This window comes from Cellulomonas sp. SG140 (assembly GCF_025770785.1).
Taxonomy (GTDB): Bacteria; Actinomycetota; Actinomycetes; order Actinomycetales; family Cellulomonadaceae; genus Cellulomonas.
In genome coordinates this window covers 364418-379875 of record NZ_JANZLA010000003.1, presented here as the reverse complement: position 1 = coordinate 379875, position 15458 = coordinate 364418, and the positions used below count along the sequence as shown (strand labels likewise).

14 protein-coding genes are annotated in these 15458 nt (G+C 74.9%); 11 read left to right on the top strand and 3 right to left on the bottom strand.

What is annotated here, in order from left to right; translation table 11 throughout:
• Positions 1 to 118: 118 nt before the first annotated feature.
• The 6 genes from N0B34_RS08215 (at position 119) to N0B34_RS08190 (ending at position 7793) form a co-directional block, all read left to right on the top strand.
• Positions 119 to 1498, top strand: a complete 1380-nt coding sequence (locus N0B34_RS08215) for an MFS transporter (protein WP_263730866.1) — start codon at positions 119 to 121, stop codon at positions 1496 to 1498.
• A gap of 1 nt (position 1499) precedes the next feature.
• Positions 1500 to 3740, top strand: coding sequence for a molybdopterin oxidoreductase family protein (locus N0B34_RS08210; RefSeq protein WP_263730865.1), 2241 nt, complete (start codon positions 1500 to 1502; stop codon positions 3738 to 3740).
• On the top strand, positions 3740 to 5254 hold the full coding sequence (locus tag N0B34_RS08205; RefSeq protein WP_263730864.1) for an FAD-dependent oxidoreductase: 1515 nt from the start codon (positions 3740 to 3742) through the stop codon (positions 5252 to 5254). Before N0B34_RS08210 ends, N0B34_RS08205 begins: the two co-directional genes overlap by 1 nt.
• Positions 5255 to 5378: 124 nt before the next feature.
• On the top strand, positions 5379 to 6305 hold the full coding sequence (locus N0B34_RS08200; RefSeq protein ID WP_263730863.1) for a Ku protein: 927 nt from the start codon (positions 5379 to 5381) through the stop codon (positions 6303 to 6305).
• Positions 6302 to 7345, top strand: coding sequence for a PHP domain-containing protein (locus N0B34_RS08195; RefSeq protein ID WP_263730862.1), 1044 nt, complete (start codon positions 6302 to 6304; stop codon positions 7343 to 7345). Before N0B34_RS08200 ends, N0B34_RS08195 begins: the two co-directional genes overlap by 4 nt.
• 34 nt (positions 7346 to 7379) lie before the next feature.
• Positions 7380 to 7793, top strand: coding sequence for a Fur family transcriptional regulator (locus N0B34_RS08190; RefSeq protein WP_263730861.1), 414 nt, complete (start codon positions 7380 to 7382; stop codon positions 7791 to 7793).
• 9 nt (positions 7794 to 7802) lie between these two features.
• Here N0B34_RS08190 and N0B34_RS08185 read toward each other — a convergent pair whose 3' ends face one another.
• Positions 7803 to 8372, bottom strand: a complete 570-nt coding sequence (locus tag N0B34_RS08185) for a DUF6328 family protein (RefSeq protein WP_263730860.1) — start codon at positions 8370 to 8372, stop codon at positions 7803 to 7805.
• Between the two features lie 143 nt (positions 8373 to 8515).
• Here N0B34_RS08185 and N0B34_RS08180 point away from each other — a divergent pair, with 143 nt between their 5' ends.
• Positions 8516 to 9571: a threonine aldolase family protein gene (locus tag N0B34_RS08180; RefSeq protein ID WP_263730859.1), complete on the top strand. Its 1056-nt coding sequence runs from the start codon at positions 8516 to 8518 to the stop codon at positions 9569 to 9571.
• Between the two features lie 44 nt (positions 9572 to 9615).
• On the opposite strand, the gene N0B34_RS08175 is transcribed toward N0B34_RS08180, so the two are convergent.
• Positions 9616 to 11430: a DEAD/DEAH box helicase gene (locus tag N0B34_RS08175; RefSeq protein WP_263730858.1), complete on the bottom strand. Its 1815-nt coding sequence runs from the start codon at positions 11428 to 11430 to the stop codon at positions 9616 to 9618.
• A 231-nt stretch (positions 11431 to 11661) separates the two neighbouring features.
• Positions 11662 to 12084, bottom strand: a complete 423-nt coding sequence (locus tag N0B34_RS08170; protein ID WP_263730857.1) for a CoA-binding protein — start codon at positions 12082 to 12084, stop codon at positions 11662 to 11664.
• A gap of 194 nt (positions 12085 to 12278) precedes the next feature.
• Between N0B34_RS08170 and N0B34_RS08165 the strand changes: the two genes are divergently transcribed.
• Genes N0B34_RS08165 through N0B34_RS08150 form a run of 4 tightly spaced genes read left to right on the top strand, consistent with a single transcriptional unit; the run spans position 12279 to position 15415 of the window.
• Positions 12279 to 12863: a CDP-alcohol phosphatidyltransferase family protein gene (locus tag N0B34_RS08165; RefSeq protein ID WP_263730856.1), complete on the top strand. Its 585-nt coding sequence runs from the start codon at positions 12279 to 12281 to the stop codon at positions 12861 to 12863.
• A 20-nt stretch (positions 12864 to 12883) separates the two neighbouring features.
• On the top strand, positions 12884 to 13891 hold the full coding sequence (locus N0B34_RS08160; RefSeq protein WP_263730855.1) for a DUF881 domain-containing protein: 1008 nt from the start codon (positions 12884 to 12886) through the stop codon (positions 13889 to 13891).
• A complete protein-coding gene (locus tag N0B34_RS08155; protein ID WP_263730854.1) occupies positions 13888 to 14220 on the top strand; it encodes a small basic family protein in 333 nt (110 codons plus the stop codon). The genes N0B34_RS08160 and N0B34_RS08155 overlap by 4 nt, the downstream gene beginning before the upstream one ends.
• Before the next feature lies 1 nt (position 14221).
• The gene (locus N0B34_RS08150) at positions 14222 to 15415 is read left to right on the top strand and encodes a DUF881 domain-containing protein (RefSeq protein ID WP_263730852.1); all 1194 of its coding nucleotides are present in this window, start codon (positions 14222 to 14224) and stop codon (positions 15413 to 15415) included.
• The last annotated feature ends 43 nt before the right edge of the window (positions 15416 to 15458 follow it).

The following is a 15458-nucleotide window of genomic DNA, read 5'->3' as shown; positions in this document are numbered from 1 at the left end:
CCGGCGCGACCGTGCGTTCTTCTTTCCCCGGAGGTAACAGGCCGGCCACCGCTCCGGAAACACGGCGTTCCTAGCGTCCACCGCACCCAGCGGGCCCCGACGACGCACAGGAGACGACATGACGACGCCCGAGACCCTCGCCGCACCCGGCCACCTGCCCACCACCACCGCCCCGGCGCGGGACGCGCCGTCGACCACGTCCCGTCGCGGCCGCTGGATCGACCGCTGGGACCCGGAGGACCCCGTCTTCTGGCGGACCACCGGACGGCGCGTGGCGCGCCGCAACCTCTACCCGTCGATCTTCGCCGAGTTCCTCGGCTTCTCCGTGTGGGCGTCGTGGAGCATCGTGGTGCCGCAGCTCGCCGCGGCGGGCTTCCACCTGTCGGTGGACCAGCAGTTCTGGCTGATCGCCCTGCCGAGCCTGGTGGGGGCCACCCTGCGCATCCCGTACACGTTCGCGGTCCCGCTGTTCGGTGGCCGGAACTGGACGGTCGTGTCCGCCCTGCTCCTGCTGCTGCCGGCCGGTGCGCTCGCGCTGGTGGTCCGCCACCCCGGCACCTCGTTCGGCACCCTGCTGCTGGTCGCGGCGCTGGCCGGACTGGGCGGCGGCAACTTCGCCTCGTCGATGTCGAACATCTCGTTCTTCTACCCGGAGGCGGAGAAGGGCCGGGCGCTGGGCATGAACGCGGCCGGCGGCAACCTCGGCACCGCAGCGGTGCAGCTGACCGTGCCGCTGGTGATCGTGACGGCGGCGGGCGTCCGGCTGGACCGCGCGGGCCTGATGTTCGTGCCGCTGATCCTGGTGGCGGCGGTCCTGGCGTGGCGGTTGATGGATAACCTGACGGTCGCGAAGGGTGCGCCGAGGACCGTCGGGGCGGCCGTGCGGAACCGGCACACCTGGATCATCTCGGTGCTCTACATCGGCACCTTCGGCTCGTTCATCGGCTACGCGGGGGTGTTCCCGACGCTGCTGAAGTCGTCGTTCCCGCACGTCACGGTCAACATCGCGTTCCTCGGCGCGCTGGTGGGCTCGGTGGCGCGGCCGTGGGGCGGTGTCCTCGCGGACCGCTGGGGCGGTGCGCGCACCACCATCGCGTCGTTCGCCGTGATGGCTGCGGCGACCACGACCGCCGTGCTGGCCCTGCGCACCGCCGACTTCGCGCTGTTCCTCGGCTCGTTCCTCGTCCTGTTCGTGGCCAGCGGTGCGGGCAACGGCGCGACCTACCGGATGATCCCGGCGGTCTTCCGCGTCGGTGCGACGACGGCCGACGAGACGGTGGCTGCCCGCAGGGCCGCCGCGGGGTGCATCGGCATCGCGGGTGCCGTCGGTGCGTTCGGCGGCTTCCTCATCCCGCGCGGCTTCGCCCTGTCGCACAGCCTCGCCGGCAGCCTGGAGCCGGCGCTGTGGGCGTTCGTGCTGGTGTACGTGGTGCTCGGCCTGACCACCTGGGCGGTGTACCGGCGGCGCGGCGCCGCACTGAGCGCGGCCGCGATCTGAGATGCCGGCACCCACCCAGGCCGACGTGACGGCCGCCCGCAGCGCCGCCCAGGACCGGAGCCCCGCGGGGACGGACACCCACTGCCCGTACTGCGCGCTGCAGTGCGCCATGTCGCTGACCCCCCCGGCGCCTTCGGAGCGGTCGACGGCCGCGGACGCAGCCGAGGCGCCGCCCGTCACCGTCACCGGCCGGCCGTTCCCCACCAACCGCGGCGGCCTGTGCCAGAAGGGCTGGACGAGCGCGCAGGTGCTGCGGGCGCCGGACCGCCTCACCACCCCGCTCCTGCGCGGAGCCGACGGTGAGCTGCACCCGGTCGGCTGGGACGAGGCCCTGGACCACGTGGCCCGGCGGCTGCGGGAGCTGCAGGAGGCGCACGGTCGGGACTCGGTCGCCGTGTTCGGCGGGGGAGGGTTGACCAACGAGAAGGCGTACCTGCTCGGCAAGTTCGCCCGCGTGGTGCTCCGCACGCCCTTCATCGACTACAACGGCCGGTTCTGCATGGCCAGCGCCGCGGCAGCCGCCAACCGGGCGCTCGGCGTGGACCGCGGACTGCCGTTCCCGTTGGAGGACCTGGGTGGTGCGCAGGCGGTGCTGCTGCTCGGCAGCAACCTGGCCGAGACGATGCCGCCGGCGACCGCGCACCTGGCCCGGGCGCGTGCCGCGGGCGGCCTCGTCGTGGTGGACCCGCGCCACTCGGCGACGGCGGCGCTGACCGACGGCGGCCACGGGGTGCACCTGCAGCCCGTGCCGGGCACCGACCTGGTGGTGCTGCTGGCCCTGCTGCACGTCCTGTGGGCCGAGCGGCTGGTGGACCGGTCCTACCTCGACGACCGCGTCACGGGTGCGGAGCAGGTGCGCCGCAGCGTCGCCCGCTGGTGGCCGGAACGGGCGGAGCAGGTCTGCGGTGTCCCGGCGGTGGACCTGCGAGCGACGGCACGGCTGCTCGCCTCGGCGGCCCCCGTGCACGGGGGCGCGGGACTGGCGATCCTCACCGGGCGCGGGGTCGAGCAGAGCACCCAGGGCACCGCCACCGTCAGCGGCGCCATCAACCTGGCCCTCGCGCTGGGGCTGCCTGGTCGGCCCAGCAGCGGGTACGGCGCGATCACCGGACAGGGCAACGGTCAGGGCGGTCGCGAGCACGGTCAGAAGGCCGACCAGCTGCCCGGCTACCGACGGATCGACGACCCGGCGGCCCGGGCCCACGTCGCCGCGGTGTGGGGCGTCGACCCCGACGCGCTGCCCGGGCCCGGGGTGCCGGCCGTCGAGCTGCTGCGCCGGTGCGGGCGCCCCGGCGGCCCGCGGGCGCTGCTGGTGCACGGCAGCAACCTCCTGGTCAGCGCCCCGGACGCCGACCGCGTCCGCGAGCGGCTGCAGGCGCTGGACCTGCTGGTCGTGTGCGACGTCGTCCCGTCGGAGACCGCGCTGCTGGCCGACGTCGTGCTCCCCGTCACGCAGTGGGCGGAGGAGGAGGGGACCATGACGTCGCTGGAGGGTCGCGTGCTGCGGCGCAGGCGTGCCGTCAGCCCGCCGGACGGGGTGCGCACGGAGCTCGAGGTGCTGCACGCGCTCGCGGACCGGCTGGGCGTGCCGGACGGCTTCCCCACGGACCCGGCCCAGGTGTTCGACGAGCTCGCGAGAGCCAGCGCCGGCGGGGTCGCCGACTACAGCGGGCTGAGCCACGCCCGGATCGACGCGGACACCGACGGCCTGTTCTGGCCGTGCCCCGCCGTGCCGGAGGGGAGTGCTCCGCACCCCGGCACGCCGCGGCTGTTCACCGCCGGGTTCCCCACACCGGACGGCCGCGCCCGCATGGTCGTCGTGGACCACCACGGCCCGGCGGACGACCTGCGTCCCGACGCCCCGCTCTACCTGGTGACCGGCCGGGTGCTGCAGCACTACCAGTCGGGCGCCCAGACCCACCGGGTGCCGGCGCTGGAGAAAGCGCAGCCCGAGCCCTACGCGGAGCTGCACCCGCTGCTCGCCGACCGGATCGGGGTCGAGGACGGGGAGCTGGTGGAGGTCACGTCCGCCCGCGGCACCGCCGTGCTCTCCGCCCACGTCACCGGCCGGGTCCGGCCCGAGGTGGTGTTCGTGCCCTTCCACTGGTCGGGTGCCGGCAGTGCAAACCGTCTGACGGTCGACGCCACCGACCCGGTGTCGGGCATGCCGGAGTTCAAGGTCTGCGCGGTCGACGTCCGCCCGGCCGGTCGGACCGTCGCAGCACCGGGAGGGGTCGTCTGATGCACGTGGTGGTGGTGGGCAACGGCATGGTCGGCTCCCGGTTCGTCGAGGAGCTGCTGGACCGGCGCGCGGACGTCCGGGTCACCGTGCTCGGCGCGGAGCGGCACGAGCCGTACAACCGGGTGCTGCTCAGCGAGGTCGTCGCCGGTCGTGCGGAGCTGTCGTCGCTCGGCCTCGCAGCCGCACCGGGCGAGCGCGCGACGGTGCGCACCGGTGTCGCCGCCGCGGCCGTCGACCGCGCGTCGCGCACCGTCACCACGAGCGACGGCGGTGCGGTCGGCTACGACGTGCTGGTGCTGGCGACCGGGGCCCGGGCCCGGATCCCGGACGTGCCCGGCCTGGCGGAGCGACCCGCTGGTGCGCACCCGCTGCGCACGTTCGACGACGCCACCGCGATCGTCGGGGCGGCCGTTCCCGGCGCCGCCGCGGTGGTGCTCGGAGCGGGTGTGCTCGGCCTCGAGGTCGCCTGCGGCCTGGCCGACCGCGGCCTCACCGTGACCCTGGTGCACGCCGGCGGGCACCTGATGGACCGCCAGCTCGACGAGCCCGCCTCGCACGCGGTCGAGCACGGCCTGCGCCGTCGTGGCATCGCCGTGCGTACCGGGCGGTCCCCCGAGCAGGTGCTGGTGCACGACGGCCGGGTGACAGGGCTGCGGTTCGGGGCGGAGGAGGTGCTGCCGGCCGAGCTGATGGTGCTGGCCACGGGGACCGTCCCGGAGACGGGCCTCGCCGCCGGGGCCGGGTTGGCGGTGGGCCGAGGGATCGTCGTGGACGCCGACGGCCGCACCGACGACCCGTCCGTGTACGCCATCGGCGACTGCGCCCAGCCGCCGGAGGGGTCCACCGGCCTGATCGCGCAGGGCTGGGACCAGGCGCGTCGCCTCGCGTCGGTGCTCGCCGAGCAGCGCGGCCCCGTCGACACGGCTGGACCCGCACGCGGACGGACGACCCCCACGGACCCGTCCGCCCCGCCCGTGCCGACCGACGTCGTGCGCGTCAAGGCGCACGGCATCGAGGTGGTGACGATGGGCACCGCTTCGCTCGCCGCCGGCCGCCCGGCGCACCGCGCCGTCCGCCTCAGCGACCCCAGCACCGGTCGGCACGTCGAGGTGGTCGTCGCCGGGGGAGTGGTGGTCGCCGCGACGTGCGTGGGTGCCGGGCCCGTGGCCGCCGACCTGACCACCGCCTACACGCGCCGCACGCCGGTGCCGGCCGACCCCGCACAGCTGCTCCTGCGGCCCGTGCGCGGTGCCGGTGCCGAGCCCGAGCCGTCCGTCACCCTCATGCCGGACCGCGCGACGGTGTGCCGGTGCAACGGCGTGACCAAGGGCGAGCTGACCCGCTCGTGGCGGGAGGGTGCCCGCAACCTCGCCGAGGTCGCCCGTGCCACCAGGGCCACCACCGGGTGCGGCGGGTGCACGGACGCGGTGTGCGGTCTGCTGGAGTGGCTGGCGGACAGCGCGGGGGAGGCGGCACCGCTCCCGGTCGGTGCCGTCGCCGACCGTGCGGGCTGAGGCGGCCTGCCCGCATCCGTGGCATCCTGCACGAACGGGCCCGCACGGCACGCGGCGCTCGTCCCTGCCCGGGCTGCGGGCGGGGTGACGGGCCCGGCTGTCGACACGAGGGCGAGGCGGCGACGTGCGAGCGATCTGGAAGGGCGCGGTGGCCTTCGGCCTCGTCAACGTGCCCGTGCGGCTGTACGCGGCGACGGGCGAGCACGAGGTCGCCCTGCACCAGGTGCACCGGGAGGACGGCGGCCGCATCCGGTACAAGAAGGTCTGCAGCGTGGACGGCGAGACGGTCGAGTGGTCGGACATCGCCAAGGGCTACGAGACCGACGACGGCAAGCTCGTGGTGCTCGAGGACGAGGACTTCGCCGCGCTGCCCCTGACCACCTCCCGCGAGATCGAGGTGCTGGAGTTCGTCCCCGCGGAGCAGGTGGACCCGATCCTGCTCGGGAAGACCTACTACCTCGAGCCGGAGAAGACGGCCGTCAAGCCGTACGCGCTGCTGCGTGGCGCGCTCGAGCAGGCCGACCGCATGGCCGTCGTCACCGTGGCGCTGCGGCAGCGCGAGTCGATGGCGGTGCTGCGGGTGCGCGGTGACGTGATCTGCATGCAGACCCTGCTCTGGCCGGACGAGGTGCGGGAGGCCGACTTCCCGATCCTGGAGACCGACGTGCAGGTCAAGCCGCAGGAGCTGGCGATGGCGTCCACCCTCGTCGACTCCCTGGCGGCCGACTTCGACCCGTCGCAGTACCACGACCGGTACGGCGCCGCCCTGCACGACCTGATCGAGGAGAAGATCGCCAGCGGCGAGACGCGCGTCCCGCCGGCCCCGCCCGCCGCCGAAGGTGCGGAAGGTGGCGAGGTCGTCGACCTGCTCGCGGCCCTGCAGCGCAGCGTCGAGAAGGCACGCGGCGCGCAGCCGCGAGCCGAGGCGCCCGCCCCGGCGGCACGGAGCACCCGCAAGACGGCACGTGCCGCCGACGACAAGGCCGAGGAACCTGCGGGCACGGCTGAGGACAAGCCGCCGGCCCGTCGCACCCGGCGCAAGGCGTCGTGACGGCACGCACGCCGCAGCAGGGGCGCGACGAGGCCGTAGCCGCGCTACGGCGCATCGCCTTCCTCCTCGAACGTGCCCAGGCCAGCTCGTACCGGTCGGAGGCGTTCCGCGCCGCAGCGGGAAGCATCGAGCGCACGCCGCCCGACCAGGTGCTCGCCCTCGCCGCCGCCGGCTCCCTCGACGACCTGCCGGGCGTCGGGGCTCGCACGGCCGAGGTGGTCACCCAGGTGCTGCGCGGCGCGCCCGTCGAGTACCTCGACCGGCTCGAGACCGAGCTCGCGGCTCAGCCCACCGCGGCCGGACCCGCCGCGCAGCTGCGCGCCGCGCTGCGTGGCGACCTGCACGCCCACTCGCAGGCGAGCGACGGCACCACGTCCATCCAGGAGATGGTGCTGGCGGCGCTGGCGCTCGGTCACGACTACCTCGCCATCACCGACCACTCGCCGCGCCTCACCGTGGCCAACGGCCTGTCCCCGGCGCGGCTGAACGCCCAGCTCGAGGAGATCGGGGTGCTGAACGGCGCCGTCGCACCCTTCAGCGTGCTCACCGGCATCGAGGTCGACATCCTCGAGGACGGCACCCTGGACCAGGAGCCGGCGCTGCTGCAGCGGCTCGACGTCGTGGTCGCGTCGGTGCACTCCAAGCTGCGGATGGACCGCGCGGCGATGACCCGGCGGATGCTGGCGGCCGTCGCCGACCCGCACACCGACGTGCTGGGCCACTGCACCGGCCGCCGGTTGACGGGCGGACGGCCTCGCCCGCCGAGCGAGTTCGACGCCCGTGCCGTGTTCGACGCGTGCGCCGAGCACGGCGTCGCCGTCGAGATCAACTGCCGTCCGGACCGCCTGGACCCGCCGCACGAGCTGCTGCAGATCGCCGTCGACGCCGGCTGCCTCTTCACCATCGACACCGACTCGCACGCCCCCGGGCAGCTCGACTGGCTGATCGCCGGCTGCGAGCGCGCCGTGCAGCACGGCATCGGGCCCGACCGGGTGATCACCACCCTGCCCGTCGACCAGCTGGTGCACCGACCCCGCTAGACTGCTGGGAATCACTCTCAACAGGAGCGCGCCCATGGCCGAGCCGCAACGGCACACCAAGCAGCGGGCCGAGATCCTCGACCTGCTGCACGACGTCGAGGAGTTCCGCAGCGCCCAGCAGCTGCACGACCTGCTGCGCCACCGGGGCTCCGGGGTCGGCCTCGCGACCGTCTACCGCACCGTGCAGGCGCTCGCGGACTCCGGTGAGGTGGACACCATGCGCACCGCCGAGGGGGAGGCGGTCTACCGCCGCTGCGCCGAGCGCAGCCACCACCACCACCTCGTGTGCCGCGGCTGCGGCCGGACCGTGGAGATCGACGGGCCGGCGGCGGAGAGCTGGGCCGAGCAGGTCGGTGCGGCCCACGGCTTCACCGACGTGGACCACGTCATCGAGCTGACCGGGACCTGCAGCGCCTGCCGGGCGGCCGCGGCGGACGCTGCGCGCTGAGCCGGTCGGTCAGCGCGGCGGCTGCGGCGGTGGTGCACCGCGTCCCATCAGCCGCGGGACGGTCCACCAGCAGACGGCCAGCAGCAGCGCGACCACGGCGGCGGCGACCCAGCCCGCCCGCCTCGAGACCACGACGTCGAACAGCAGCAGGGGCACCCCCGTCAGCACGACGGCCAGCACACCCAGCCCCGCGAGCGCGAAGACGTTTGCGGCCTTGACCAGCTCCCGTTTCATCCGCCGCCGGAACAGCAGCCGGTGCAGGCTGACCGGCGTGACGATCAGCACGGTCGCCAGCACCGCGAGCGCGACCAGCACCAGGTAGACGCTGCGCTGGTAGTGGTCCAGCTGGGCGAACCTCTGCTGGAACGGCACCGTCAGCAGGAAGCCGACCAGGATCTGCGCACCGGTCTGCGTGACGCGCAGCTCCTGCATCACCTCGTCCCAGTTGCGGTCCATGCGCTCCGCCTCGGTCTCGTGCCGGGTGGCGTCGTGCTGGTCGTCCCGGTCCGCGCCGACGGGCGGCTGCTGCCGGCCGGCCTGCTGCGGCGTCTTCGGTTCGGGCGTCCCCGGGGCTGTCACGGGCGGCCTCCTCGGACGGGATCGACGGGCGTTCGGCCCGATCATCACGCAGGTCGTGCCCGCCCGCTCGCGCTGCCTGCCGGCCCTGCACCGCCGGACCTCGCCGCACGGACGTGTCGCACCGGTGCGCGAGACTGGGGGTCGTGACTGCACTCCACGACCCGTCCCACCACGACTTCGGCTCGGACAACTACGCCGGCGCGCACCCCGAGGTCCTCGCTGCGATCGCCGAGGCGGCGGGCGGGCACGTCCCGGCGTACGGCGCCGACCCGTACACCGCACGGCTGGGTGCTGTGCTGTCGCAGCAGCTGGGCGCCGAGGTCGACGTCTACCCGGTGCTCAACGGGACCGGCGCCAACGTGATCTCGCTCCAGTCGATGCTGCCGCGCTGGGGCGCGGTGATCTGCACCGCGACGGCGCACGTCAACACCGACGAGAACGCCGCGCCGGAGCGGGTCGCGGGCCTGAAGCTGCTGCCGGTCGAGACGCCCGACGGCAAGCTGACGCCCGAGCTCGTCGCCACCCAGCTCGGCGGCCGGGGCGACGCGCACCGCGCCCAGCCCGGGGTGGTGTCCATCACCCAGTCCACGGAGCTCGGCACCGCCTACACGCCCGCGGAGATCCGCGCGATCACCGAGCACGCCCACAGCCAGGGGCTTCGCGTGCACCTCGACGGCTCGCGCCTCTCGAACGCGGCGGCGCACCTGGACGTCCCGCTGCGCGCGCTGACCACCGACGTCGGCGTCGACGTCGTGTCTCTCGGTGGGACCAAGAACGGCGCGCTGCTCGGCGAGGCGATCGTGGTGCTCGACAGGTCGGCCGTGGAGGGCATCGACTACCTGCGCAAGATCGACCTGCAGCTCGCCTCGAAGATGCGCTTCGTCTCCGCACAGCTGCTCGCGCTGTACGAGGGCGACCTCTGGCTGCGCTCGGCGCGGCACGCCAACGCGATGGCGGCCCGGCTGCGCTCCGGCCTGGAGCGGGTCCCGGGCATCGAGCCGACGTACCCGACGGAGGGCAACGCGGTGTTCGTCCGCATGCCGGCGGCGATGGCCGCGGAGCTGCGGCAGACGTACCACTTCTACGACTGGGCGGCGGAGACGGGCGAGGTGCGCCTGATGTGCGCCTTCGACACCGAGCCTCGCGACGTGGACGCCTTCGTCGCCGCGGCGCTGGAGGCCGCGACCGTTCGCGCCTGAGCGCGCCAGCCGCCCCGGCCGGTCCTGCCGGCCGGGGCGACCGCTCAGTGCTGGTGGCCGGTGTGGACGTGCCCGGCAGGACGGCTGGGGCCGTGCGGCGCCCGCGGCCCGCTGTCGAGCCGGATGCGCAGCGGCCGGCCGGCCACCCGCGTCCGGCTCAGCCGCTCCACCACCTCGGGGGTGAGCCCGGCCGGGATGTCCACCAGCGAGAACGACCCGAAGATGTCGATCTTGCCGAGGTCCTTGCCGGTCAGCCCGCCCTCGTTGGTCAGGGCGCCCACCAGCGCGTTCGGCTGCACGCCGTCGCGGTGGCCGACGGCCACGCGGTAGCGGGTGCTGCCGTCGGCCCGGCGGCTGTCCGTCCGACGCCGACCGCCGTCGGACGAGTGCTCCGACCCGCGTCGTTCCGGCCCGTCGACCAGGCGCGCGCGGCTGAGGGCGTCGTCGAGGTCGTCCCCCTGCTCCGGGCGCGGCGCCGGGCCCTCGTCGCCGACGGCCAGCGCGGCGACGACGGCCAGCAGCTCGGCGACGTCGGTACCGGGCCGCTCGGAGAGGTGCGCCGCGATCGCGTCCCGGTACGTCTCCAGCCGTCCGAGCGCGGCCCGCTCGTCGGCACGCGCGAGCAGTGCGCTCACCCGGTGCGCCGACACCTGGGCTGGCGTCGGGATCTGGACCTGCTCCAGCTGCACCCGGGTCGTGCGCTCGATCTGCCGGAGCCGGCTCTGCTCGGCCGGGGTGACGAAGGTGAGCGCCTCACCGGCCCGTCCGGCGCGCCCGGTGCGCCCGATGCGGTGCACGTAGGCCTCCGGCTCGCGGGGCACGTCGAAGTTCACCACCAGCCCGATGCGGTCCACGTCGAGCCCACGGGCGGCGACGTCGGTGGCCACGAGCACGTCCAGCGCCCCGGACCGCAGCCGGTCGACGATCTTCTCGCGCTCGCCCTGCGCGACGTCCCCGGAGATGTACGCGGCGGAGACGCCGCGTTCCACCAGCGCCGAGCCCACCTGCTCGGCGGCCTCACGGGTGCGGACGAAGACGATGCTCGCGTCCGCGTCGGACACGGCGAGCACCCGGGCCAGCGCGCCCGTCTTGTGCCGGAACGGCACCACGGCGTACGTCTGGCGGACCGTCGTGACGGTCGACGACTGCCGGGACACGGTCACCTGCGCCGGGTCGACCAGGTGCTGCTCGGCTACCCGACGGATCGCCGGCGGCATCGTGGCGGAGAACAGGGCCATCTGGCGGCGCTCCGGCGCCGAGCTGAGCACGCGGTCGACGTCCTCGGCGAAGCCCATGCGCAGCATCTCGTCGGCCTCGTCGAGCACCAGGAACCGCAGCTCGTCGAGCACCAGCGTCCGCCGCTCCAGGTGGTCCAGGACGCGGCCGGGCGTGCCGACCACCACCTGAGCGCCACGTGCGAGCGCGCGCTGCTGGGGCAGGTACGGCGCACCGCCGTACACGGCCACCACCGAGACGCCGGGCAGGTGCTGGGCGAACGACTCGATCGCCTCCGCCACCTGGAGCGCGAGCTCACGGGTCGGCGTCAGCACGACGGCCTGCACGGCCCGCAGCTCCGGGTCGATCGCCGCGAGCAGCGGGAGCCCGAAGGCCGCGGTCTTGCCGGTACCCGTCTGGGCGACGCCGACCAGGTCGCGGCCGGCAAGCAGGGCGGGGATCGTCGCTGCCTGGACGGCCGACGGGGTGGTGAAGCCGAGGTCCGCGACAGCGCGGCGCAGCGGTGCGGGCAGGTCGAGGTCGTCGAACGTCGACGTGGCGCCAGCCGGCACCGGGGCGGCCGGCGCCTCGGTGGGCTCGAACCCGGAGGTGGGCATGGTGGCAGCGGGCAGCGTGGTGCTCATGGCGTGCGGAACCGATCGGTCGAGGGTGAGTCCTGAACCGGGCGTACGACGCCCGGCCGGTCACTTCCCCGACACACCTGGCCGCCATGGGCGGCTGCACGACACGAGGGCGGCCCGCGAGGTCCTGCGGGACGCGCCCGGGGGGACGCGACGAACTCTGAACCGGGTCATCCTACCTGTCCCAGGCTGGGGCACCACGAGACGGGTCGGGTGACGTGCACCACGGCGCGGTCAGCGGCGCGGCAGCCCCAGCCGGCGTCCCTCGATGGCCGGGCAGCGGTCCATCACCACGTCGAGCCCGGCCGCCAGCGCCCGTGCGGCCGCGGCCTCGTCCACGACGCCGAGCTGCAACCAGACGGCTCCGGCGCCGGCCTCGATCGCGTGGTCGACCACCGCTCCCGCGTGGGAGCTGTTGACGAACACGTCCACGACGTCGACGGGCGGCGGCACGTCGAGCACCGTCGCGACCCCGGCGGCCCCGTGCACGGTCGGCGCGCTGGGGTGCACCGGCACGATCTCCTGACCCAGCTCCTGCAGGTAGGAGGCCACGGAGTACGCGGCACGGGCGGTGTTCGTCGAGAGCCCGACGACGGCCCAGCGACCAGGGGTCGTCAGCAGCCGGTGGATCACCGCGGGGTCGTTCAGCTCGGGCACGGCACCAGCGTCGCACGCCGTCACGGGCAGTGCCGTCGCGCGGAGCGGCGCGGGTCCGTCCGCAGGTCGCGGCACCTACGATGGGGAACGCCCCCCGAGGGGCGTGAGCGGTGCCGAGCCCCGCCCGACATCGGCCGGGGCGCATCGGCCGCCGCGTGGGGGCGGTCGGGGAGCCGGCGAGGAGCGGGGTGGCGGTGAGCGGGACCGACGACGTGAGCACCCGGGTGCTCACGGTGCCGAACCTGATCAGCTTCGCGCGGCTGCTGCTGGTGCCGGTGTTCGCGGTGCTCCTCGTCAGGCGCCAGGACCTGTGGGCCTTCGCGGTCCTGGCGGTCTCCGGGGCGAGCGACTGGCTCGACGGGGTGCTGGCCCGGCGGCTGGGGCAGGTCAGCCGGCTCGGGCAGCTGCTCGACCCGGCTGCGGACCGGCTCTTCATCCTCGTCACCATCGTGGCGCTCGCCTGGCGCGGCGTCGTGCCGTGGTGGCTGGTCGTCGCCCTCGTGTCCCGTGACGTGGTGCTCGCGCTGATGCTGCTGGTCCTCGCCCGCGTCGGCGAGCCGCCGCTCCCGGTGCACCTGGCGGGGAAGGCCGGAACGTTCGCGCTGCTCTACGCGTTCCCCCTGCTGCTGCTGGCGACCTGGCAGGGTGCGCTCGGGACCGTGGCGACCGTCCTCGGCTGGGCGTTCGCGCTGTGGGGCGTCGGCCTGTACTGGTTCTCGGGCGTGCTGTACCTGGAGCAGGCGCGCCGGGTGCTGCGGGTCCGGACCCGGGCGGCGTGATGGCTCGGCACGACAGCCACGTGCCCGAGAGCGTGCGCGACGCCTCGATGACCCTGCTGACGGAGGTGCAGCGGCGCCCGCTGGACCCCGGCTACGCCGAGGCGGCCCGTCGCCGTGCGCTGGCGGGCGCCCCGCACCGAACCGGTCCGACGGCCGTCTGGCTCGTGGTCGTCGGACTGCTCCTCGGCCTCGGCGTCACCACCGCCACCCTGTCCCTGCGCCAGCCGCAGGCCGGTGCGGTGGCCGCGCGGCGGCTGCTGGAGCAGCAGGTCCGCCAGCACCGCGCGGACGCCGAGTCGCTCGCGGCCCAGAACGCCGATCTCAGTGCCCAGATCGCCGCGCTGCAGAACCAGGCGCTGCGCTCCGACGACCCGGCGCTCCTGGCCCAGCTGCAGCGATGGGCGGTGTCCGCAGCGCTCGTGCCGGTCTCGGGCCCGGGGCTGCGCGTGGTGCTGACGGACGCGCCCACCGACGGCACGACGAAGGACAACCCCGACCTGCGGGTGCAGGACGTGGACCTCCAGGTGCTGGTCAACGGGCTGTGGGCCGCCGGTGCGGAGGCGATCGCGGTCAACGGCCAGCGGCTGACCGCCACCACCGCCATCCGCACCGCCGGCAGCGCGGTGCTGGTCGACCTCGTGCCGCTGGTGAACCCGTACACCGTCGAGGCGATCGGGTCCGCGGCCGACCTGCAGACGTCCCTGGCACGGTCGAGCGCCGGTCAGCACCTGGCGACCCTGCGCGCCACCTACGGGATCGGGGTGACGATGACGTCGCAACGGCGGCTGCAGCTGCCGGGCGCGGGCCCCACGACGCTGCAGCAGGCGTCGACGCCCTCGATGACGGCTTCCCCGTCCGCGACGACGTCGCCGAGCCCGACCGTCTCGCCCACGCCCTCACCGACGCCGAGCTCACGCACCTCCTCCACGCCGACGGCGACGCCGTCCCGGTCGGTTCGTGCAGCGGCGGCTGAGGTTGTGACACAGTCGTCCGTCGTCGCGCCGGGAACGGGAGGGGAGGACCGGTGATCGCCGTCATCGGGCTGGCCATCGGGGTGGTCGTCGGGCTGCTGGTGCACCCGACCGTCCCGGCGGAGCTGCAGCCCTACCTGCCGATCGCGGTGGTCGCGGCGCTCGACGCCCTGTTCGGCGGTCTGCGCGCACTGCTCGACGGCATCTTCGACGACCGGGTGTTCCTCACGTCGTTCCTGTCGAACGTGCTGGTCGCGGCCTTCATCGTGTTCCTCGGCGACCAGCTCGGCGTCGGCACCCAGCTGTCCACCGCCGTGGTCGTCGTGCTCGGCATCCGGATCTTCTCCAACGTCGCGGCCATCCGGCGGCACCTGTTCAAGGCCTGACGTGACCGAGCAGCAGCAGCCGCACGAGGGCGACGAGCCGGAGGGTCCCCCCGACGAACCGCGTGGCGTGGGCACGGGCGTCCAGGAGGGCACCCACGAGGACCCGGCCGCGACCGGTGCGGTCGCGGCCGAGGAGCCGGTCGGCCAGGACGACCAGCGGCCCGACGGGGACCGGATCGACGAGGCCCGGTTCGACGAGGACCTGCTTGGCGACGAGGACACCGTCGTGACCGACGCCGTGCCCGACGCAGCCCCCACGCTCGACACGGCGCCGGACGCCGAGGACGAGGCCGGCGCCGTGCTCCGGGAGTCGCACGCCTGGCAGCTGTCGGCCGAGGCGGTGGCCTCCCTGCCGCCCGAGGTGCCGCCGACCTTCCGGCCGGAGCCGATCGCGGCACAGGCCGGCGGCGATGCCGACGTCGCCGCCGGGCCCGGTTCTCCCGAGCCGTCGGGCGGCCCCGGGCCGAGCAGGCCCACGGGCTGGGCCGCCCTCGGCAGCGCCCTGCGTCCACGCGCCACCCGTGCGCAGGTGCTGGCGGGCGTGCTGTGCGCCGTCCTCGGCTTCGCGATCGTCGTGCAGCTGCGTCAGAACGGGGACTCGGCGCTCTCCCAGCTGCGCCAGGACGACCTCGTGCGGCTGCTGGACGAGGCGAGCACCCGTTCCGACCAGCTGAGCCGCGAGGCCGCCGACCTGCAGCGCGAGCGCGACCAGCTGGTCAGCGGGTCGAACAACCGGCAGGCCGCCATCGACGCGGCCCGGCGCAGCGCGGCGACTCAGGGCATCCTCGCGGGCCGGCTGCCGGCCGTGGGCCCCGGTGTGCGGATCACCATCACGGACAGCAGCGGGTCGGTGCGCCCGATCACCATGCTGAACATGCTGGAGGAGCTGCGGAACGCCGGTGCGGAGGCGGTGCAGCTCAACGACCAGCGGGTCACCGCGAGCAGCGCGTTCACGGGGTCGACCGGCGCCGTGCAGCTCGACGGCACCACGCTCACCGCGCCGTACGTGTGGCTCGTCATCGGCGACCCCGACACCATCGCCACCGCGCTGGACATCCCCGGGGGCGCGATGGCCTACGTCCGCAACGACGGCGGGTCGGGCTCCGTGGACAAGCTGACGGAGGTCCACGTCGACGCCCTGCGCGCGGCTGCCGAGCCGCGCTACGCCACGCCGGCGGCGGTCCCGGGCTCCTAGGCCGTCGCAGGGGGTGGGGGCTGCGCCGGGCGGCGCGTTTGCA